The organism is Amycolatopsis echigonensis (assembly GCF_014174495.1).
Taxonomy (GTDB): domain Bacteria; phylum Actinomycetota; class Actinomycetes; order Mycobacteriales; family Pseudonocardiaceae; genus Amycolatopsis; species Amycolatopsis echigonensis.
Genome location: NZ_JACJHR010000019.1, coordinates 69,757 through 90,484, shown reverse-complemented (window position 1 = coordinate 90,484; position 20,728 = coordinate 69,757). Strand labels below are relative to the sequence as shown.

Sequence of the window (20,728 nt, the reverse complement as noted above, 5' to 3'; positions counted from 1 at the left end):
GAGGCACCCGATGACAGGCATGGACCGCCGACGTTTTCTCCAGCTGGCCGGCGGCACCGCCGCCTTCACCGCGATGTCCTCCAGCATCGCCAGGGCGGCCGCGATCCCGGCCGCGCGCCGCACTGGCACCCTCCGGGACATCGAGCACGTCGTCGTGCTGATGCAGGAGAACCGGTCGTTCGACCACTACTTCGGCACGCTGCGCGGCGTGCGCGGATTCGGCGATCCGCGCCCGGTGACCCAGCCCAGCGGCAAACCGGTCTGGTACCAGTCCGACGGGACCAAGGACGTGCTGCCGTTCCACCCGGACGCCAAGAACCTCGGGCTGCAGTTCCTGCAGGACCTCCCGCACGACTGGAACAGCGGCCACCTGGCGTGGGACAACGGCGCCTACGACAAGTGGGTCCCGGCCAAGTCGGCGACCACGATGGCCTATCTCGAGCGCGGCGACATCCCGTTCCACTACGCGCTGGCCGACGCGTTCACCCTCTGCGACGCCTACCACTGCTCGCTGATGGGCCCGACCGACCCGAACCGCTACTACATGTGGACCGGGTACACCGGCAACGACGGCGCCGGCAGCGGCCCGGTGATCACCAACGCCGAAGCCGGGTATTCGTGGCGCACCTACCCCGAGCGGCTGGAGGCGGCCGGCGTCTCGTGGAAGATCTACCAGGACATCGGAACCGGGCTGGACGCCGCTGGTTCGTGGGGATGGGTCCAGGACGCCTACATCGGCAACTACGGCGACAACTCCCTGCTGTACTTCGACAACTACCGCACCGCGGCGCCCGGCAGCCCGCTGTACGAGAAGGCCCGCACGGGAACGAACGTCGCCAAGTCCGGCGGCTACTTCGACGCGCTCAAGGCCGACGTCGCCGCGAACCGGCTGCCGCAGGTGTCCTGGATCGTCGCGCCGGAGGCGTTCACCGAGCACCCGAACTGGCCGGTCAACTACGGGGCCTGGTACCTCTCGCAGGTGCTGGACGCGCTGACCGCGAACCCGGCGGTCTGGAGCAAGACCGCGCTGCTGATCACCTACGACGAGAACGACGGCTTCTTCGACCACGTGGTCCCGCCGTTCCCGGCCTCGACCCCGGCCCAGGGCGCGTCCACTGTGGACGTCAGCGCCGAGATGTACCGCGGCAAGGACGGCGTCCCCGGCCCGTACGGGCTCGGGCAGCGGGTCCCGATGATCGTGGTGTCGCCGTGGAGCACCGGCGGCTACGTCTGCTCGCAGACCTTCGACCACACGTCGATCCTGCAGTTCCTCGAAGCCCGCTTCGGCGTCCGCGAGCCGAACATCTCGCCGTGGCGCCGGGCGGTGTGCGGGGACCTCACCTCGGCATTCGACTTCGGCCGGGCCGACTCGGGCGTGCCCGCGCTGCCCAGCACCAGCGGCTACGTCCCGCCCGACCACAACCGCCACCCCGATTACGTGCCCACCCCGCCGGCGCACCCGTCGCTGCCCAAGCAGGAGCCGGGGCTCCGTCCGGCCCGCGCGCTGCCCTACCGGCTGACGGCCGACGGAGCCGTGCGCGACGGCAAGCTCACCGTCGAATTCGCCAGCCGCGGCCAAGCCGGCGCCGGGTTCCTCGTCACCTCGCCGCGCACCCCGGGCGGCCCGTGGTCCTACACGGTGGAAGCGGGCAAGACGCTCACCGGGACCTGGCCGGTGCTCGGCGCTTACGACTTCACCGTGCACGGACCCAACGGATTCGTCCGGCAATTCGCGGGCGCCGCGGTGCCCGGCCCGGAGGTCAGCACCCGCGAAGCCGACGGCCGTCTCGTCCTCGCCTTGGTGAACAACGGTGCCGTCGCGGTCACGCTCACCGTCGCCGACCAGTACGGACACCAGCGGACCGCCACCTACCGGCTCGCCCCCGGCGGACGTGCGGAACACGTCGTGGACCCGTCGGCGAGCTACGGCTGGTACGACCTGGTGATCACCTCGGACCGCGACAAGGCGTTCCGCCGGACGCTGGCGGGCCACGTGGAAACCGGCAAGCCGAGCGCCAGCGACCCGGCGATCAACCAGCGCTGACGCGTTCGCCCGCGCGAGCCGGCCGGCACCGGCTCGCGCGGGCGTGACTTGGTTCTGCCGAGCCTTCTCCGCAATCGCAGAGAGTCCGCGTCCCCCGAGTCCACTGTGGACCGGAGATCCCCGGCACCGGTTCGATGCCGGTGCCGGAGCCGCGGTCAGGCGACCGGCGCTCCGATGAGCTGGCCGATGCCGTAGGTGACGGCGACGGCGAGCGCGCCGAGGACCAGCTGGCGCAGTCCGGAGTGCAGCAGCGGACGTCCGGTGAGCTTGCCGACCGTCATCCCTCCGGCGAGCAGCGCGATCGCGGTGAGCACGAGCGAGGCGACCAGGGTGCTGGCGCCGAACAGGTACGGCAGCAGCGGGAGAAGCGCGCCGAGGGAGAACGCGACGAACGACGCGCCGCCGGCGAGCAGCGCGGAAGGCAGGTCCTGCGGGTCGACGCCGAGTTCTTCGCGGGTGTGCAGCCGCAGCGCCTGGTCCGGATCGCGGGCGATGGCCTCGGCCATCCGCCGCGCCGTGTCGGTGTCGGCGCCGTAGGAGACGAACCGGTCGACGAGTTCCTCGTGCTCCTGCTGCGGATAGCGCGCGTGCATCTCCGCCTCGAGCGCGACCTCCGCGTGCACCAGCTCGTTCTGGTTCGTCACCGACACGTACTCGCCGGCCCCCATGGAAAACGCGCCGGCGACGAGCCCGGCCAGCCCGGTGAGCACGATCGTGTGCGGAGCCACGCCACCGCCGCCGACGCCCGCGATCAAGGCGGCGTTGGTGACCAGTCCGTCGACCGCGCCGAACACGGTCGGGCGAAGCCACCCGCCCGAGACGTCGCGGTGCCGATGGGCGGCCCAGCCGGCGGCCAGACCGGCCCGGTTCTCGGGATCGGGATGCGGGGTCATGTCGTTGATTCTGGCCGGGGCGCCCGCGCCTCGCCTGTCGGAGCCGGGGCGGTCGCCTCACGGGGCGGGGCGCAGCGCCAGGGCCAAGCCGGGATTACCGGTGGCACAAGCGATTCAGGCCGACAGCGCCTCCGTCAGGTCCGGCCGGGGAGCATCCGCACGAGGTTTCCGTCCGTGCGGCGGCGAGCGGTCGCTGTCCGCCGCCGAGGCGTCGATTTTCGCCCCGCCGCCGCTCTCGGCAAGCCGTTCGGGGCCGAGAACGACCGCACGGCCGGGCACTCTGCCCGGCCGTGCGTCGTCGCTCAGCGCTGCTCCGAGTCGCGTACCGCGGGGTTCAGCCGCGGAGGGCGCTGCCCGCCTGCCAGTCGCTCCAGCTGATCGCCCAGTCGCCGTGGCCGTTGTCGATGGCCAGCTGCGGGCCGCCCGAGTTGGTCACCTCGACCACGTCGCCGACGTTGAAGTTGTCGAAGAACCACTTGGCGTTCTCGGTGTTCATGTTGAGGCAGCCGTTGGAGACGTTGTCGCTGCCCTGCACGCCGACCGTTTTCAGGTTCTCGTGCATGAACTCGCCGTCGTTGGAGATCCGGACGTCCCAGTTCTCCGGCGCCTTGTAGTAGCCGGGGTCGCCCTCGCACACGCCGTAGGTGCAGGAGTCCATGATCGTGTGGTCGACCTTGGCCAGCACCGTGTGGGTGCCGTTGAACGTCGGCGTCGGGCCGCGCGGCGGGGTGTCGGCGGTCTTGCCCATGCTGATCGGCGCGGTTTTCACCAGCTGCCCGTTGTGGTACGCGGTGATCTGGTGGGTTTTGCCGTCGGCCTTGGCGATCCAGGAGTCGTGCACCTTGTAGGTGGCCGAGACGTCCGGGCCGCCGTACAGGCCGCCCCCGATCGGCATGCCGAAGGTCGTGGTCTCGAGCTTCACCGTCGAGCCGGCCTTCCAGTAGTCCTTGGGCCGGAAGTGCACTTCGTGCTTGTTGACCCAGTACCAGCCGCCGTCCTGCTCAGGCGAGGACGTCACCTTGAAGGACTTCTCCACCGTGGCCTTGTCGGCGATGTCGTGGTCGAACTTCAGGCCGATGACGAGCCCGACGCCGAAATCGCCGGACGCGGGCTGGAACAGCGAAGGAGTGGCGACCCCGGCGGGCTTGAGGGTGTGCACCTCCCCGCGCTGCTCGGTCGGCATGCCCGCCTGGTTCACCGCGGTGGCGACCACCTCGTAGGTGGCCCCGTACCGGAGGTGGTCCGAGCTCGTCCACGTCGTTTTGTCCGGCGAGAGATCCCCCGCCACGCTGTTGCCGGTCTGCGGGTTCACGACCTTGACCGCCTGCAGCGTGCCGCCCGACGCCTTGACGACGATCGGGTCCTTCGGACTCAGCTGGTCCGAGGGCGCGAACGCCACGGTCGCGGCCGGTACCGCGGGCGCTGTCGTCGTCCCGGCCGTTCCGGCCGCGCGCGCGGCCCCCTCGACGTCGGTCTGTCCACTACATGAAGCCAGCAGGAAGGCCACCAAGCCGAGGCCGGCAATGCGGATCGCTCTCACGTCCAGTCAGACGTCCCACCGCGCCGCACGTTGCATCACAATGAGATTTCTCTCGCTCCGCGCCGGCGCTCTGGGTCCCGATGTCCGATAAGCGATCAGTTGCGCGATTTCCGCGTACGGCCGAATCAACGGAAAAGCAGGCACGTCGCCAGAACTTCGCCGGTATTCTTGCCCCTCCCTCGCGCAGAAGGGGTTCGCTCGTGACCGCAATCGCCGTGCCGAGATCGACCCTGCCCCGCTTCGCCTCCCGGCCGGTCGCGGCTGTCGCCGTCGTGCAGATCGCCGTGCTGACCGCGTTGTCCGGCCGCTACGGGTTCCACCGCGACGAGCTGTACTTCATCGCCGCGGGCAACCGTCCGGCCTGGGGCTACGTCGACCAGCCGCCGATCACCCCGCTGCTGGCCAGGGCCGCCACCACGCTGTTCGGCGACACTCCGAGCGGGCTGCGGGTGGTCGCGACGCTGTGCGGCGCGGCGACCACGGTTCTCGTCGCCCTCGTCGCACGGGAATTCGGCGGCGACCGCCGAGCACAGTTCGCCGCCGCCGCTGCGACGGCGTTGTCCGCATACGTGCTCGTGGTGTCGCACATGCTGTCCACCAACAGCGTGGACATGGTGATGTGGACGGCCATCGGGCTCTTCGGGCTCCGGCTGCTGCGCACCGGCGACCGGCGGTGGTGGCTCGCGATCGGCGCGGCCGTCGGCGTCGGAGCGGAGAACAAGTGGCTCGTGCTGGTGCTGCTCGCCGCGTTCGGAATCGCCCTGCTCGGCACCGGACCGCGTGCGGTGTTCGCCAGCGGCTGGACGATCGCCGGAGCCGCCGTCGCGGCGGGGCTCATGCTGCCGCAGCTGTTCTGGCAGATCAGGCACGGATTCCCGATGCTGACCGTCGCCGGCGGCATCAGCGCCGACGACGGCACGAAGAACCGCCTGCTCTTCGTGCCGATGCAGCTGGTCTACCTCTCCCCCGTGCTCGTGCCCGGGTGGATCTCCGGCCTCGTCCGGCTCTGGCGCGCTCCGGAGCTGCGGTGGGCACGCGCGTTCGCGCTGAGTTATCCGGTGGCGTGCCTGATGCTGCTGCTCGTGGGCGGAAAGCCGTACTACGCGGTGCCGCTGCTGCTGATCCTGCTCGCCGCCGGCACCGATCCCGTGCTGCGCTGGCTGTCCCAGGGCGGGACACGCCGACGCGGCGGGGCCTGGATCCTCGCCGCGGCCGGGGCCGCGATCTCGGTCGTCGTCGGGCTGCCGGTGTTCCCGATCGCGGCACTCCGCGGTCCGGTCCTGGCGTTCAACAAAGACCAGGGCGAACAAGTCGGCTGGCCGGAACTCGCCTCGACCGTCGCCCGCGCCTGGCAGCGCATCCCGCGAGACCAGCGGGCGACCGCGGTGCTCCTCACCGGAAACTACGGCCAAGCCGGCGCCCTCGAACGCTTCGGCCCGGCCCTCGGCCTGCCCCGGCCGTACTCGAACCACATGTCCTACGCGGACTGGGGCCCGCCGCCGGACACGATGACCGGCCCGGTCCTGTTCGTCGGCAAACTCCGCCCCGCGATCCTCGCCGCGTTCGGAGACTGCCAGCGAATCGCCGTCAACGACAACGGCGCCGGGCTGCCCAACGACGAACAGGGCACCGCGATTTCGCTGTGCTCTCCCAGTTCCGAGCCGTGGTCGCGGATCTGGCCCCGGCTCAGGACGTTCTACTGAGTCCACCGTCTCGACCGGAAAGGCCCGGTCGTATCCGAGGACGGTCACCCGGTAGATCCCGGAGCCAACCGGACGAAGTACCGCCGTTCGCAGTGCAGCCAATGGCCCGGCGCACCGGACTCCGAAGCGGCGCATTGCCGCCGCTTTCGGTGCGCCGTCCGCCAACGAAGCCCTCGCGGCTCACTGGTCCACTTTGGACGCCCGCTCGCACGGCCTGACTATGCAGGCCCAGGCGCACAACCGGGGGCGAGCTGGACGACCTCGCCCCTGGCCGCCGGACCGCTCATGCCACTCCCTGGGGTTCCGCGTCGCGTGGCAGGCCGAGCATCCGCTCGCCGATCACGTTGAGCTGGACCTCCGTGGTCCCGCCGTAAATGGTGGTGGCGCGGCCGGCCAGCAGCTGTTCCATCGCCTTGTCGCTGGGCTCGCCGGGGACCGCGACCGCTCCGGCGGCGCCCAGCTGTTCGACGACGAACTCGGCGATCTGCTGCCCGAGCCCCATCGCGAGGAGCTTGCCGACGCTGGACGTGGTGCTGACGTCGGCGCCGGACAGCTGTTTGAGCACCACCCGCACGCTGATCAGATCGACGGCCTGGCTTTCCGCGACCAGTTCGCCGAGCCGGTGCCGGGCGACCGGGCCGAGTTGCCGTCCGCGGGCGAACTTCAGCAGGTCGGCGTCGGTCGCGTAGGCCTCCATTTTCTGGCTCAGCGCGACGCGTTCCCCGGCCAGCGTGGTCCGGGCGACCTTCCAGCCGTCGTCGACCGCGCCGACGACGTTTTCGTCCGGAATGAACACGTCCTCCAGGAAAACCTCGTTGAACAGCGCCGATCCGGTCATCTCCCGCAGCGGGCGGACCGTCACGCCGGGCGTGGCCATGTCGAGCACGAAGTAGGTGATGCCCTCGTGCTTGGGCTTCGCCGGGTCGGTGCGGGCGATCAGCATGGCCCATTCGGCGAACTGCGCCACGGTCGTCCAGATCTTCTGCCCGGTGACCTTCCAGCCGCCCTCGACCTTGACCGCCCTGGTCGTCAGCGAAGCCAGGTCGGAGCCCGCGCCCGGTTCGCTGAACAGCTGGCACCACACCACGTCGCCGCGCAGGGTCGGCACCACCAGCTCGGCCTTCTGCTTTTCGGTGCCGTGCCCGGCGATCGCGCCGACCGCCCAGGAGCCCATCAGCAACTGCGGCAGGTCGATGCCCGCCGCCTTCAGTTCCTGGCCGATGACGATCTGCTCCAGCGGCGAGGCGTCCCGGCCGAACGGGCGCGGGAGATGCGGCTGCACCCAGCCGTCGTCGCCGAGCCGGACGAGCAGCTCGTCCTCGTCGAGGCCGGCCAGCTCGGCCAGCTCCGCGGAGACGGCGCTGCGAATGGCGTCCGCTTCCGGGGGAAGTTCGATCTCCAGCGCGCGCGTCGCGCCGTCGAGGGCATACGCCGCAACGCGTTCGGTCCGCTGCTCTCGCGAGCCGAGCAGGCTCCGCAACGCCAGCGCGCGCCGGTAATAGAGGTGAGCGTCGTGTTCCCAGGTGAAGCCGATGCCGCCGTGCACTTGAATGCAGTCCTGCGCGGTCTGCACCGCCGCGTCCGGAACCACCACGGCGGCGACGGCCGCAGCGAAACCGGCGTTCTCGTCGCCGTTGTCGAGCGCGACGGCGGCGTCCCACAGCACCGCGCGAGCCTTCTCCAGCGCGATGCCCATCCACGCGCATTTGTGTTTGACACCTTGGAATTGCCCGATCGGCCGGCCGAACTGCACCCGCATCTTCGCGTATTCCGACGCGGTGGCGACGCACCAGGAAAGCACTCCGACCGCTTCGGCGCCGAGCACCACGGCGGCGATCGATCGCGCCCGCGTCAGGCTGAGCCGGGAGAGAACCCGCTCGCTGCTGACCTCGAGACCGGCGATCTCGACCCGCGCCGAACCGCGCACGATGTCGATCGAGTCCTGGCGCGTGACGGTGGCGTCATCCGCGTCCACCGCGATCCACACCGGTTCACCGTTGCGCCGCAACGGAAGCAGCAGCACATCGGCGTGCTCGGCGCCGAGCACTGCCTGCCAGCTGCCGTGCACCGTCGCGGCGTCGCCGGACCACGTCGCTTCGACGATCCCCGAGCTCTCGAGCGCGACAGCCGCGGTCGTGGTCCCGTCGATCAGCCGCGGCACCAGTTCGTCGGCGGATTTTCCCGCGTCCGCAACAAGCAGCGCGGACGCCAGCACTGTCGGCACGAAGGGGCCGGGAGCCGCAAACCTGCCGAGAGCCTCGAGCGCCACCGCGAGCGTCAGCAGTCCGCCGCCCGCTCCGCCCCGGTCCTCGGGCACGTGCAGGCCGAACAGGTCCAGTTCGGTCAGCGCGGACCAGAACGGCGGGAACTTTTCCTCGGCGCCGCGGTCGATGTCGCGGCGGATCAGCTCGGAAGTGACGGTGTCCTCGGCGAATCCGGCGACGGCGTCCGCGAGGGCGACGTGCTCGTCGCTGAGGCCGAGCCCGAGTGCGTAATGCTGTCGTGCCACGGGAAGTCCTCTCAGCCGATCCGGTCGGCGATGTCGGCGATGGTCCACGGGCCTTCCGACTCGACGGTGGCGACGTCGTGCCAGCCGGCGAGTTCGGAGATCCCGCCGCCCTGCACCGCGAACACCTTCCCGGTCACCGCGCAGTCCGCCGCGGCCAGCCGGGCCACCAGCGGCGAGATGTTGGCCGGATGGAAGGCGTCGAACTCGCCTTCGGGCACTTCCGCCGCGAACAGCGCGCCCATGCCCGGAGTCGCAAGCGTCAGCCGGGTCCGCGCGGCCGGCGCGATCGCGTTGACTCGCACCCCGTACCGTTCGAGTTCGTCCGCGGCGACGAGTGTCAGCGCGGCGATGCCCGCTTTGGCCGCACCGTAATTGGCCTGCCCGGCATTCGGCATGAAGGTGCCGGACGCGGACGCGGTGTTGATCACTGACGCTTGGCAGTCAGCGCCCGCTTTGCTTTGCGCCTTCCAGTAAGCCGCCGCATGGTGCAGCGGCGCGGCATGGCCCTTGAGATGCACCGTGATGACGGCGTCCCACTGCTCCTCGGTCATGCTCGCGACGAACGCGTCGCGCAGGATGCCCGCGTTGTTGACGAGGATGTCCAGCCCGCCGAACGTCTGCACCGCCTGGTCGACCAGCGCTCGCGCACCGTCCCAGCTCGCGACGTTGTCGGTGTTGGCAACGGCTTTCCCGCCGTCCGCGGTGATTTCCTCGACTACTTGCTGCGCGGGCCCGGCGTCCGAGCCGCTGCCGTCGTTCGCGCCGCCGAGGTCGTTGACCACGACGCTGGCGCCCTCCCGGGCGAGGAGCAACGCGTGCTCCCGGCCGATGCCGCGCCCCGCGCCGGTGACGATCGCGACGCGGCCTGCCAAGCTGCCCATGAAATTTCCTTCGCGTAGGGATTAGCGGGTGACGACGGCGAGCCCGTCGCGGATCACCAGGTCGGAACCGGCCGAGGTGGCGAAGCCGTAGCTGGTCTCCGCGGAGTCGGAGGACAGCTCCCAGAACCGGGTGGTGATGTCCTGCCCGGGAAGCACGGGCTTCGCGAACCGCACGGCGAGGCGCCTGAGGCGGCCGACGTCCCCGTCCGCGAACTCACCGAGCGCGGCCCAGGAGGTGAACGCCATGGTGCACAAGCCGTGATTGATGATCCCGGGCAACCCGGACAGCCGCGCGACTTCCTCGTCGAGGTGGATCGGCATCGGGTCGCCGGACGCGGGCGAATACCGGAACGTCTGGTCCTCGTCGACGTGCTGCGTCACCTCGGCGAGCGGCGGCTTCTCGGCGATCGCGTCGTCGAGCGCGTGCCGCGGAGCCTGTTCGCCCGCGGTGGCGCCCGCGTCGACGCCGCGGAAGAACGCCGCCAGCCACTGCTCGTTGACGAGTTCACCTGCCGCGTCAACGGTTTCCGCATAGACCGTCACCGTCGAACCGGTGCTCAGCGCGGCGTACCCGGTGGCTCGCGCCCGCGTGGTCAGCACGTCGCCGGGGCGGATCGGCCGGCGGAAGTGGAAGTCCTGCTCGCCGTGCACGAGTTTCATCAGCAACGACACCGGAGCGACCTCCAGCGCCGCCGGCGCGAGCGAGAAAAACGTCGGCACCACCGCGAAAACCGGCGGTGCGATCTCCCCGGCGCGATGGGCGGGAATCGGATCGTTGGTCGCCGCGGCGTACTCCGCGATGCGTTCGGCGGTGACCTCGAAGACCTGCTCTTCGGTCCACTCGCCGAGGCCGGAGTCGGTGAAGGACACCGGTTCCGTCATGTCCCGGCCTCCGCTCAGGCCGCGACGAGCTGCGCGAACTTCGCCAGCGAACCGTCCAGGTCGGCCTGGGTGTTCTTGGCGACCGCCTTGCCGATCGGGCCGACGATCATCGTGCCGGTGAACGAGGCGTCGATCTGCGCGGTCGAGCCGCCTTCGGCGGGAGCCACCGACAGGGTGAACTCGACCTTGACCCCGGCCATCCCGGTGCCCGCGTGGTGACCGTGTGCGGGGCGTCGACGTGCGTGATGGTCCACTCGATTTTGTTCGCCATGCCCATCACCGACACGACCTCGGTGACGCGGGTGCCCTCGGTGACCTCGGCCGGCAGTTCGCTTTTCCAGTTCTGGTGGATGCTCAGCCAGTTCTCCCAGCCCGCGAGGTCGGACAGCGCGTCCCACGCCTTCTGCGGGTCGACGGGGAGGGCCTGGGTGACGGAAACGCTTGCCATGACGGTGCTCCTTGCTGAATTCGGTACGAGTGAGTACTGCGGATCAGTGCTGCGGATCAGTGCTCGGCCTTGCGGTACGCGGTCACCACGACCGCACCGCCGAGACCGATGTTGTGCTGCAACGCGACGCCGTCCTTGCCCGCGGCCGCTTCGACCTGGCGGGCGCCGGCCGTGCCGCGCAATTGCCAGGTGAGTTCGCTGCACTGGGCGAGACCAGTGGCGCCGAGCGGGTGCCCCTTCGAGATGAGGCCGCCGGAGGGATTGACGACCCAGCGGCCGCCGTAGGTCGTGTCGTCGTTGTCGATGAGCTTGCCCGCGTCGCCCTCGGCGCACAGGCCGAGTGCTTCGTAGGTGAGCAATTCGTTGGCGGAGAAGCAGTCGTGCAGTTCGATGACGTCGAGATCGGCCGGGCCGAGGCCGGCCTGCTCGTAGACCTTCGCGGCCGCCTTGCGCGTCATGTCCGCGCCCACCAGCGAGATCGCCGACTTGTCGTCGAAGGTGCTGTTCATGTCCGTGACCATCGACTGGCCGACGATTTCCACCGCCTGGCCGGCGAGACCGTGCCGGTCGACGAAGTCCTCGCTGGCGAGAACGACCGCGCCGGAACCGTCTGACGTCGGCGAACACTGCAGCTTGGTCAGCGGGCCGTACACCGGCTTCGAGGCCAGCACCTCTTCGAGCGTGTAGACGTCCTGGAATTGCGCGTACGGATTGTTCGCCGAGTGCCGGTGGTTCTTCACGCCGACCTTGGCGAACTGCTCGTCCGTCGTGCCGTACCGCTCCTGGTGCTCCTTGCCCGCCGCGCCGAACATGTACGGCGCCGGCGGCATCGCGAACTCCTGCAACTCGGCCAGCGCGAGAAGGTGGCGCATCATCGGCTGCTCGCGGTCGTCGTAGGTCGAGCCGAGCGAACCCGGCTGCATCTTCTCGAACCCGAGCGCCAGCGTGCAGTCGGCGAGGCCGCCCCGGATCGCCTGCGCGGCCAGGTACAGCGCCGTCGACCCGGTCGAGCAGTTGTTGTTGACGTTGACGATCGGGATGCCGGTCAGGCCGAGTTCGTACACCGCCCGCTGCCCCGACGTCGACTCGCCGTAGACGTAGCCGACGAAGGCCTGCTCGACCTCCCCGTACTCGATCCCGGCGTCCTCGAGAGCTTTCGTCCCGGACTCCCGGGCCATGTCCGGGTAGTCCCACTCGCGGGCGCCGGGCTTCTCGAATTTCGTCATGCCGACGCCGACGACGAAGACCTTGCTGGTCTGGGTGCCCACGCAGCACCTCCGATCTCGCTTCGCGATCTACCTTGGACACGCTGTCGAGGGCAATCTATGCTGGACACCATGTCCAGTCAAGAGCCGGGCCGCGCCGGTTGCGCGCGCTCGCGGCGTTAGGATCCGGTCGATGAAGGCCCCGAAATTGGCGAGCAGCGGCGACGGCCGGGACACCCGGTGGGACGAGCACCGCAGCGCGCGCCATGAACGGCTCCTCGCGGCGGCGCTCGAACTCATCGACCGGGAAGGCGGCGACGTCGGCGTCGCGGCCATCGCCGCCGAGGCGGAGATCCCGCGCTCAGTGGTCTACCGGCTGTTCCGCGACCGCGACGACCTGGACGAGCAGATCCGCGGCCGCATCATCGACGACTTGATGCGGTCGATCTCCCCGGCGCTCGCACCGAGCGGCACCATCCGGGAAGCGGTGCGCGCGGCGATCGAGACCTATGTGGACTGGGTGACCCGGCATCCGCACCTGCACCTGTTCCTCAGCCTGGGCTCGGCGACCCGCCGGTCGGTCGGCTCGCGCGCGGTGACCGGGACGAAGACCGCCATCGCCCTCAACGTCAGCGCGCTCATCTCGGCGACTCTGCTGTCCCGCGGCGAGGGCGCCGAGCAACCCCAAGGGACGGCGGACAACCTGGCGTTCGGGCTCGTCGGCCTGGTGGACAGCGTCGTCAACCGCTGGGTCGCGCACCCGGAATCCCGAAGCACCGCCGAAGCACTCGGCGAATTCCTCACGAACGCGGCGTGCGCCCTGATCGAAACCACAGCCCGGGCGGCGGGGACGGGCATCGGGCTGGACGACGCGCTCCAGTGAGGGCGGAGGGAATTTTCCGGCGCGGCCAGCGGGCCCAACGCGCACGCAGAAAGAGCACCACGATCCGCCCAGGCATCGTCGAAACACCCATGACGGACAAATTGTCCGGCGGCGCACCAGAAAGCCGTGCGCTGGTCGTCGACGGCATCGCTTGACCGGCCCGAGCCGATGCTGACCGTCTCCCCCACGGCGAACCGGAGACCCGGGTCCAGCGGAAACTCCCCGCCGGACCGCGAACCGTCCACACTAGACGATCTTCGCCGAAGATCGTTGCGGCGCAACCCATCCCTCATTCGGCGCGATCATGTAACGACCGCGCCTCCGGCGAACGACTCCCTCATGGTCCGCCTCCGACGTGGGACCGCGCGGACCGTCTCCCCCGTCCCACGGAGAGGTGTCACGATGACTGCGTCTCGTTCCTCCCGTCGCGCGTTCGTGCTGGGATCCAGCATGCTCGCCGTCCTCGCCGGAGCCGGCCTGGCGTCGGCCGGGCCGCTCGCGGCCTCGGCGCCGGTCCAAGTTCCCGACCACCCCCTCGCCGGCGCGTGTTCGGCGCTCGTCGCGCAACAGACCGCGGCCGGCAGTGTCAACTACCCCGGCGCCGAAGTGGAACCGCACGTCGCGGCGGACCCGGCGGATCCGGCCCACCTGGTCGGCTCGTTCCAGCAGGACCGCTGGAACGACGGCGGCTCGAACGGCCTGACGAACGTCGTCTCGCGCAACGGCGGCGCGACCTGGACGCTCGCCGCGTCGCAACCGGCGTTCTCGCGCTGCGCCGGCGCCGCACCGGGCTCGCCCGGCTACTTCATGCGCTCCACCGACCCGTGGGTCAGTTTCTCCGCCGACGGCAAGGTCGTCTACTCGATCGCCGACTCCTTCGACACCGGCGGCCCCGCGTTCGGCGGCGCCAGCTCGATCATGATCAGCCGCTCCCTCGACGGCGGAGACCACTGGCAGACACCCGTCACGGCCCGGCTGGACCGGTCGGACACCGTCCTCAACGACAAGGAGTCGGTGACCGCCGACCCGTTCAAGGCCTCCAGCGCGTACGCCGTCTGGGACCAGCTCGTCTCCCCGCAGTCGCACGCCAATCCCGACGCCTTCCTGCACAGCATCGCCTACCGCGGACCGTCGTACTTCTCCTCGACCGCCGACCAGGGCGCGACGTGGAGCACCGGGCGGATCATCTACGACCCCGGGCAGAACGACCAGACCATCGGCAACCAGATCGTCGTGCCCACCACCGGCCCGGCGAAAGGCGTGCTGATCGACGGCTTCAACCTCATCACCAACAAGGGCGGCAAGTGCCTGTACACGCACGGCGGACAGCACTGCGCGGGCAACTCCACCTCCACCGCCGCCCTCGTCCGCTCCACTGACGGCGGCGCGACCTGGTCCGACGCCATCGGAATCGACGTCCAGCAGGTCGCACCGGTGTCGATCGCCGGGCACCCGGTCCGCTCGAGCGACGACCTGCCCGAGTTCGCCGCGAACCCGGTCACCGGCGCGATCTACGCCGTGTGGCAGGACGGCCGGTTCGCCAACGGCACGTCGAAGATCGCCTTCGCGCAGTCCACGGACGGCGGCCTCACCTGGAGCACCACCATCCGCGCCGACCAGTCGCCCGGCGGCACCCCGGCGTTCGTGCCGCAGATCCAGGTGTCGGCCGACGGCACCGTCGGACTGACCTACTACGACCTGCAGAACGCGACCGCCGCCCAGCCCGGCCTGGCCGACGCCTACGTCGTGCACTGCCACGCGACCACGACCGACTGCACCAACCCGGCGTCGTGGACCGCGGGCGGCCAGACGAGGCTGTCCTCCACCGGATCGTTCGACTACACCACCGCCCCGGACGCGGGCGGCTACTTCCTGGGCGACTACACCGGACTCGCCCGCCGAGGCACGTCGTTCACGCCGTTCTACGGAATGTCCCAGCCGATCGCGACCGCGGGCCGCTCGGACATTTTCAGCAACTCGGTGCACTGACCGCACGCGTCGCGGCAGCCCCTGTCACGACGCCAGCGAAACGGAGGTCTTTCCGCGCAGTGCGGGCAGGCTCGCCTCGGACGAGGCGGCCTGCCCGCACTGCGGAACAATCCGCAGAAGGGAGCGCCAACCGGCACGACCTGCTGCCGGAATTCGTGCGTCAAGAACGAAGGGACCGCAGGCCGGTGCGGATTTCGCGGACCAGGATTTCAGGCTGTTCCCAGGCCGCGAAATGCCCGCCCTTCTGGGCCTCGCCGTAGTGGATCAGATTGCGGTAGGTGTCTTCTATCCAGCTTCGCGGCAAGCGCGGGATGTCCCGCGGGAAGACAGTCACCGCGACCGGAAGAGTCAGCTTCGGGCCGGCGAAGGTGGCCGATCGGTTCTCCCAGTAAATGCGGGCGGACGACGCCGCGGCGTTGGTAAACCAATAAAGGGAGATCGCGTCGAGCATGTCGTCGATGCTGAGGGCGTCCTCGGCGAGCCCATCATTGTCGGTCTTGGACTGGAATTTCTCGTAAATCCAGGCGGCCTGGCCAGCGGGAGAGTCCGCCAGCGCGAATCCGGCGGTCTCCGGTTTCGTGCCCTGCAGGTGGTTCGACCCGCCGAGCTCGCCGGTGTAGCGGGCAAGGGTCTCGACCGCGTCGCGCTGTTCGGGCGACAAGCTGTCGGGAATCTGTTCGGGAAAAGCGTATTGGGTGTTCAGGTGAATTCCGAGCAGCCCTTCAGGCTGCATGACCCCGAGAGCAGTGGTGACGACCGCGCCCCAATCCCCGCCTTGCGCGGCCCACCTCGAGTAGCCGAGACGCTTCATCAGCTCGGCCCACGCGCTGGCGATGCGCGACACCGTCCACCCGGTTTCCGCGGGCTTTTGGGAGAACCCGAATCCGGGGAGCGACGGGATGACGACGTCGAAGGAATCGGCGGCGTCCCCGCCGAACGAAACCGGGTCGGTCAGCGGTCCGATCAGTTTCAGGAACTCGGCGATCGAGCCCGGCCATCCGTGCGTGAGCAGCAGCGGCAGCGCACCGGGATTCCGGGACCTGACGTGGACGAAATGGATGTCCAGTCCGTCGATCTCGGTCAGGAACTGCGGGTAGCGATTGAGTTCGGCCTCGAAACGCCGCCAATCGTAGCCGTGCTCCCAGTAGCCGACGAGTGCTCTGGCGTTCTCCACGCGAACGCCTTGCGACCAGTCGTCCACCGTTTCCGGATCCGGCCATCGAGTTCTGGCCAGCCGGTGCTTCAGCTCGTCGATCTCCTCATCCGGGATCGAGACGGCGAACGGGCGGACGAGGGCCGGCGACGTCGGTGCGGTCATGGGCTTCTTCTCCTGAACGTCGAAGCACAGCGCAACTCTTCATTGCACACTGGTGTGCAACCTACGCCATCATTGCACACCAGTGTGCAATGATGGCGGAGTGCCTGCCGAGTCCTCCCGCGCGCGCTCGACGAACGAGACCCGCGAGCGCATCCTCGACGTCGCCCTCGACCTGCTGGGAGAGAACCCCGACGCCGGCATGGGCGACATCGCCTCCGCCGCCGGCGTCGTCCGCCGCACCGTCTACGGCCACTTCCCCTCGCGCCTCGACCTGATCCGGACACTCACGGAACGGGCCGTCGCCGAGATGACAGCGGTGCTCGCCGAAGCCGACGCCTCCGCCGCGAAAGCGGACGCGACATGGGTCGAATTCGTCAGCCGCGTCTGGCCGGTGGCGCACCGGTACCGCGTGCTGCTGGCGCTGCGCCGCGGCGAGTACGGCGAGGCGATCCACGGCCTGCTCGGGCCACTCGACGAACTGCTCGCCGACCTGGTGAAGCGGGGCCAGGACAGCAAGGTGTTCGCACAGCACTTGCCCGCGGACATTCTGAGCCAGCTCGCCTACGGCATCGTGTTCTCCATCGCGGACAGCGACCGGTCGAACGAGTCCCTCGGCGCCCGAGCGGCGACGATCACGAGCCTGCTGCTGCTGGGAGTCCCCGAGAGGCGCGCCGTCGCTCTCGCGGACGAACAACCCTGAGCCGCAGCACTCGAAACGCTCCGGCTCCAGCTGACCGAGCGTCTCTCCTGCAGTGCCGAGGACCGCGAACGGGGAGCAGTTCACCGCCGGACTCGAGCGGAACCGCCTGGCAAGCCACCGCACACCCCGCCACCGTCTACGCCATCCGCGACGGCCGCCTCTACGGCCTCCACGAATCCGCCGCCCCCCACTGACCGAGGCGGGCCGCGCCGAAAGGTGGCTGCCGGATTTCCTTGCGTCGCGGGTGATTTCCGTACGACCTCGGTAACGCTTGCGGGCTCCCGGCGATAGCGGTGTGAACGGATACCCGGTGGAGGTTTGCGGTGGGATGGATTCGTGGTGCAGTGAGCGCTGGCGCGGTCTCCGTGTTGCTCACCTGTGCGCTGGCCGGGACACCGGCCGCGGCGTCAACTGACTCAACGAGCCCGAGCGCACCCGCGCATCCGGACTCGGACTACCTGGGCTCCACGATCGGCAAGGATCCCACCGCGACGCCGAAAACCGCCCCGCGCACCGCCATGGCCTCGGGCGTGACGACGCCGGGCATGGACGTCTCCCACTACCAGGGCACCGTGGACTGGGGCGCGGCCGCGGGCAACGGCGCGAAGTTCGCGTACCTGAAAGCCACCGAGAGCACGACCTACGTCGACCCGCAGTTCACCGCCAACTACGCCGGCTCCGCGAACGCCGGAATCCTGCGCGGCGCCTACCACTTCGGACTCCCCGACACCTCGACCGGCGCGGCGCAGGCCCAGTTCTTCCTCAGCCACGGCGGCGGCTGGGTCGCCGACGGGAAAACCCTCCCGCCCGTGCTGGACATCGAGTACAACCCCTACAGCACCGCGGACTGGACCGGCTGGTGCTACAACATGACCCCGGCCCAGATCTCCGCCTGGATCACCGACTTCACCACCACGATCCACGACCGCACCAACCGCTGGCCGGTCATCTACACCACCAACGGCTGGTGGAACCACTGCACCGGCAACAACCCCGGCTTCGCCAACGATCCACTGTGGATCGCCGGTACCGTCACGATGCCCGCCAGCTGGACGGACTACACCTTCAACCAGACCGCATCCTCAGGCACGTTCCCGGGAGACCAGGACGTGTTCAACGGCAGCGTCAGCGACCTGCAGGCCCTGGCCACAGGGGCCGAACCGGACAAGATCACCGAGCACTACAACGCTCTCGGCGGCCCCGCCTCCTACCTCGGCAGCCCTGTCGGCACCCGGTACCCGGCCGCAGGCGGATGGGCGCAGAACTACCAGTACGGCGTCATCGGCTACAACCCGCCGACCGGCGCCTACGCCGTCCACGGAGCGATCGCCCAGCACTACCAGGAACTCGCCGGCCCCACCGGCTTCCTCGGGCTGCCCACCACCGACGAAACCCTCACTCCCGACGCCTCCGGCAGCTACAACCACTTCACCAACTCAGCCTCGATCTACTGGACCTCGACGACCGGCGCCCGATCGATCCACGGCGCCATCCGGGACAAATGGGCGGCACTGGGCTGGGAACGCGGACTGGGCTACCCCACCACCGACGAAACCGGCACCCCCGACGGAACCGGCCGCTACAACCACTTCAACGGAGCCCAAGGCGCCTCCGTCTACTGGACCCCCGCCACCGGCGCACAATCCATCCACGGAGCCATCCGGCAGAAATGGGCCGCGCTCGGCTGGGAACGCGGACTGGGCTACCCCACCACCGACGAAACCGGCACCCCCGACGGAACCGGCCGCTACAACCACTTCAACGGAGCCCAAGGCGCCTCCGTCTACTGGACCCCCGCCACCGGCGCACAATCCATCCACGGAGCCATCCGGCAAAAGTGGGCCGCGCTCGGCTGGGAAAAAGGCCCGCTCGGCTACCCCACCAGCGACGAATACGGCATCACCGGCGGCCGCCGCAACACCTTCCAGCACGGAACCATCACCTGGTACAGCGCCAACGGAACCACCCAAGTCGCCTACAACTGAATCCCGTGCCGCACAGCCGAACCTGGCGCGCGAGGCAGATCATCCCACTGGTGCGTCAGGTGGCTGGGGGCGTGGCCGAGTCGCGTTGGCGGGGTTCCTTCGCGGCTATGTTCTCGATGCGCTCGCCGATCTTTTTCACCTATCCACCAGAGCATCTCCACCAGCAGTGCGGCGTTATCCATCGCCTCGCGCTGATCACTGGCCAGAGCTGCCGCGAATTCGGTTTGATACATCAAACCCTGCCACGATTGCATCTGTTTTCTGCGTGGGCCTTCGCAGCAGATTCACGCTGCGCCGACGTACATTCCTCGGGTTCCGACCGCTGCTACGGTTCGTCCATGAGGTCTTTGCGCGACGCCCTGTCGCTGAACGAGCTCAAGGGGAAGCAGGAGCGGTTCTTCGCGATCTCGATGTCGATCCTTTACCTCGGCACCGGCCTGTCCTACTCGTCGCTGGCGATTTACCTGATCCGCTACGTGGGCTTGCGGCCGTCGGTCTACGGAGCCGGCATGAGCGTCGCCGCGGTGGCGGGGATCGCCGCGGGGCCGCTGATCGGATGGCTGGCCGATCGCCGCGACGGACATGTCGTTTACGCGGCATTGGCGTGGCTGATGGGCATAGCCACGCTGAGCTTGGCCATGGCCCCGGGTTGGCTGGCACTCGTTCTGCTCAGCGTGCTGGTGGCGTGCGGGCGAGGCAGCGCGGCCGTGATCGGCGCGCTGATCGGACGGGCCGTCGATGCCGAACACCGGGTGCCGTACCGAGCCGTGCTGAAGTCCCTGAGCAACGTCGCGATCGTCGTCGGCCTCAGCCTCGGCGCGCTGGTATTGGCCTTCGGGTCGATCGTCGCATTCCGGATCAGCTTTGCCGTCGAGGCGATGACCTTCGTGGTCGCGGGCCTGCTGGTCCGGACGGCGGGCAAGCACGCCACGCCGCGGCCATCGGAGCCGACTCGGCATGCCGTGCCAGGCGCGGGCCGCTCGAACGTGTTGCGGGACCGCCGGTTCGTGCTCCTGACGATCGCCAACGGCGTGCTGACGCTGTCGGAATCGATGATCACCATCGCCTTGCCGCTGTGGGTGCTCGGCCGGATGCACGTCCCGCTGTGGCTGGTGTCCGTGGCACTTGTCCTGCAGACGAGTGGCGTCGTAGTCCTCCAACTTCCGGTGAGCCGTAGGGTGGCCGACGTGCCGGCAGCGGCCAGGGCGGCGCGGTGCGGCGCGATCCTCCTCGCCGTGGCCGCAGTGCTCTTCCCGGTCGGAGCACTCGCCGACCGCGGCGTGATCGCTGCCGCCGCGATCGCCGGGATCGCACTGGCCGTCGTCGGCGGCGAGGTGCTGTGCGCGACCGCTTCCTGGTGCTTCCTGTACGACCTGGCGCCCGAGTCGGCCCTCGGCCGATACCAAGGCTTCTACAACATGGGATTCGATCTGAGCCTGGTCGTCGCGCCCTCCCTGTTCGGCTGGTTCGCGAGCACCGGCACCCAGGCAGGTTGGTTCGGCCTCGCGGCGGTGTTCCTGGCGACCGGACTGGCGCTGGCGCCGATCACCCGCCGAAGCACGATGGCCGCGGCGACTCCCGCACCGGAGCGAGCACAGCCGGACAGACCCGGTGGCAACTGAGGAATGTCGTCGGTCGCCGAGCCGGTGCGGCCCCGCTGCCGGGCTTGACGGCCGCTCCTGCCCCCGGTCGACGCCCACGAACCCGACCCACCGCATCTCTCGGGCCGGCCGACAACAGACGTTGCA

At 69.5% G+C, this 20,728-nt stretch carries 15 protein-coding genes and 1 pseudogene; 7 read left to right on the top strand and 9 right to left on the bottom strand.

Translation table 11 applies throughout. The features are described from left to right. Positions 1-10 precede the first annotated feature (10 nt). On the top strand, positions 11-2,044 hold the full coding sequence (locus H5411_RS15750) for a phosphocholine-specific phospholipase C (RefSeq protein WP_183124244.1): 2,034 nt from the start codon (positions 11-13) through the stop codon (positions 2,042-2,044). Between the two features lie 155 nt (positions 2,045-2,199). Here the strand turns inward: H5411_RS15750 and H5411_RS15745 are convergent, their stop codons facing one another. Both H5411_RS15745 and H5411_RS15740 read right to left on the bottom strand, forming a co-directional pair. Beyond that, positions 2,200-2,937, bottom strand: a complete 738-nt coding sequence (locus H5411_RS15745; RefSeq protein WP_101433705.1) for a VIT1/CCC1 transporter family protein — start codon at positions 2,935-2,937, stop codon at positions 2,200-2,202. 334 nt (positions 2,938-3,271) lie between these two features. Then, positions 3,272-4,477: a L,D-transpeptidase gene (locus tag H5411_RS15740; RefSeq protein WP_312878310.1), complete on the bottom strand. Its 1,206-nt coding sequence runs from the start codon at positions 4,475-4,477 to the stop codon at positions 3,272-3,274. A gap of 200 nt (positions 4,478-4,677) precedes the next feature. Here H5411_RS15740 and H5411_RS15735 point away from each other — a divergent pair, with 200 nt between their 5' ends. Further along, entirely contained in the window at positions 4,678-6,180 is a 1,503-nt protein-coding gene (locus H5411_RS15735; RefSeq protein WP_312878309.1) for a glycosyltransferase family 39 protein, read from the top strand. A 283-nt stretch (positions 6,181-6,463) separates the two neighbouring features. On the opposite strand, the gene H5411_RS15730 is transcribed toward H5411_RS15735, so the two are convergent. The 6 genes and pseudogenes from H5411_RS15730 to H5411_RS15710 all read right to left on the bottom strand — a co-directional run bounded on the left by H5411_RS15730 (position 6,464) and on the right by H5411_RS15710 (position 12,168). Then, positions 6,464-8,689, bottom strand: coding sequence for an acyl-CoA dehydrogenase (locus H5411_RS15730; RefSeq protein WP_183124242.1), 2,226 nt, complete (start codon positions 8,687-8,689; stop codon positions 6,464-6,466). An 11-nt stretch (positions 8,690-8,700) separates the two neighbouring features. Next, positions 8,701-9,570, bottom strand: a complete 870-nt coding sequence (locus H5411_RS15725) for an SDR family oxidoreductase (protein WP_183124241.1) — start codon at positions 9,568-9,570, stop codon at positions 8,701-8,703. A gap of 21 nt (positions 9,571-9,591) precedes the next feature. Next, a complete protein-coding gene (locus H5411_RS15720) occupies positions 9,592-10,452 on the bottom strand; it encodes a MaoC/PaaZ C-terminal domain-containing protein (RefSeq protein WP_183124240.1) in 861 nt (286 codons plus the stop codon). 14 nt (positions 10,453-10,466) lie between these two features. After that, positions 10,467-10,793, bottom strand: coding sequence for an SRPBCC family protein (locus tag H5411_RS49310; RefSeq protein WP_463672085.1), 327 nt, complete (start codon positions 10,791-10,793; stop codon positions 10,467-10,469). Then, positions 10,703-10,900, bottom strand: a pseudogene (locus H5411_RS49770) (SRPBCC family protein); the annotation flags it as partial. The gene H5411_RS49310 and the pseudogene H5411_RS49770, both read right to left, overlap by 91 nt. A gap of 56 nt (positions 10,901-10,956) precedes the next feature. Further along, positions 10,957-12,168, bottom strand: a complete 1,212-nt coding sequence (locus H5411_RS15710) for a lipid-transfer protein (RefSeq protein ID WP_312878308.1) — start codon at positions 12,166-12,168, stop codon at positions 10,957-10,959. A gap of 130 nt (positions 12,169-12,298) precedes the next feature. Between H5411_RS15710 and H5411_RS15705 the strand changes: the two genes are divergently transcribed. Continuing rightward, positions 12,299-12,988, top strand: a complete 690-nt coding sequence (locus H5411_RS15705) for a TetR/AcrR family transcriptional regulator (protein ID WP_183124239.1) — start codon at positions 12,299-12,301, stop codon at positions 12,986-12,988. Positions 12,989-13,390: 402 nt separating this feature from the next. Beyond that, positions 13,391-14,977, top strand: a complete 1,587-nt coding sequence (locus H5411_RS15700) for a sialidase family protein (RefSeq protein WP_183124238.1) — start codon at positions 13,391-13,393, stop codon at positions 14,975-14,977. Positions 14,978-15,137: 160 nt separating this feature from the next. Here the strand turns inward: H5411_RS15700 and H5411_RS15695 are convergent, their stop codons facing one another. Continuing rightward, positions 15,138-16,295, bottom strand: coding sequence for an epoxide hydrolase family protein (locus H5411_RS15695; protein WP_183124237.1), 1,158 nt, complete (start codon positions 16,293-16,295; stop codon positions 15,138-15,140). A 100-nt stretch (positions 16,296-16,395) separates the two neighbouring features. Between H5411_RS15695 and H5411_RS15690 the strand changes: the two genes are divergently transcribed. The 3 genes from H5411_RS15690 to H5411_RS15680 all read left to right on the top strand — a co-directional run bounded on the left by H5411_RS15690 (position 16,396) and on the right by H5411_RS15680 (position 20,602). Further along, positions 16,396-16,995, top strand: coding sequence for a TetR/AcrR family transcriptional regulator (locus tag H5411_RS15690; protein WP_183124236.1), 600 nt, complete (start codon positions 16,396-16,398; stop codon positions 16,993-16,995). 344 nt (positions 16,996-17,339) lie between these two features. Beyond that, complete coding sequence (locus tag H5411_RS48945; RefSeq protein ID WP_312878306.1) at positions 17,340-18,980, top strand: GH25 family lysozyme; 1,641 nt, start codon at positions 17,340-17,342, stop codon at positions 18,978-18,980. Between the two features lie 338 nt (positions 18,981-19,318). Beyond that, a complete protein-coding gene (locus H5411_RS15680) occupies positions 19,319-20,602 on the top strand; it encodes an MFS transporter (RefSeq protein WP_183124235.1) in 1,284 nt (427 codons plus the stop codon). Positions 20,603-20,728: the final 126 nt, after the last annotated feature.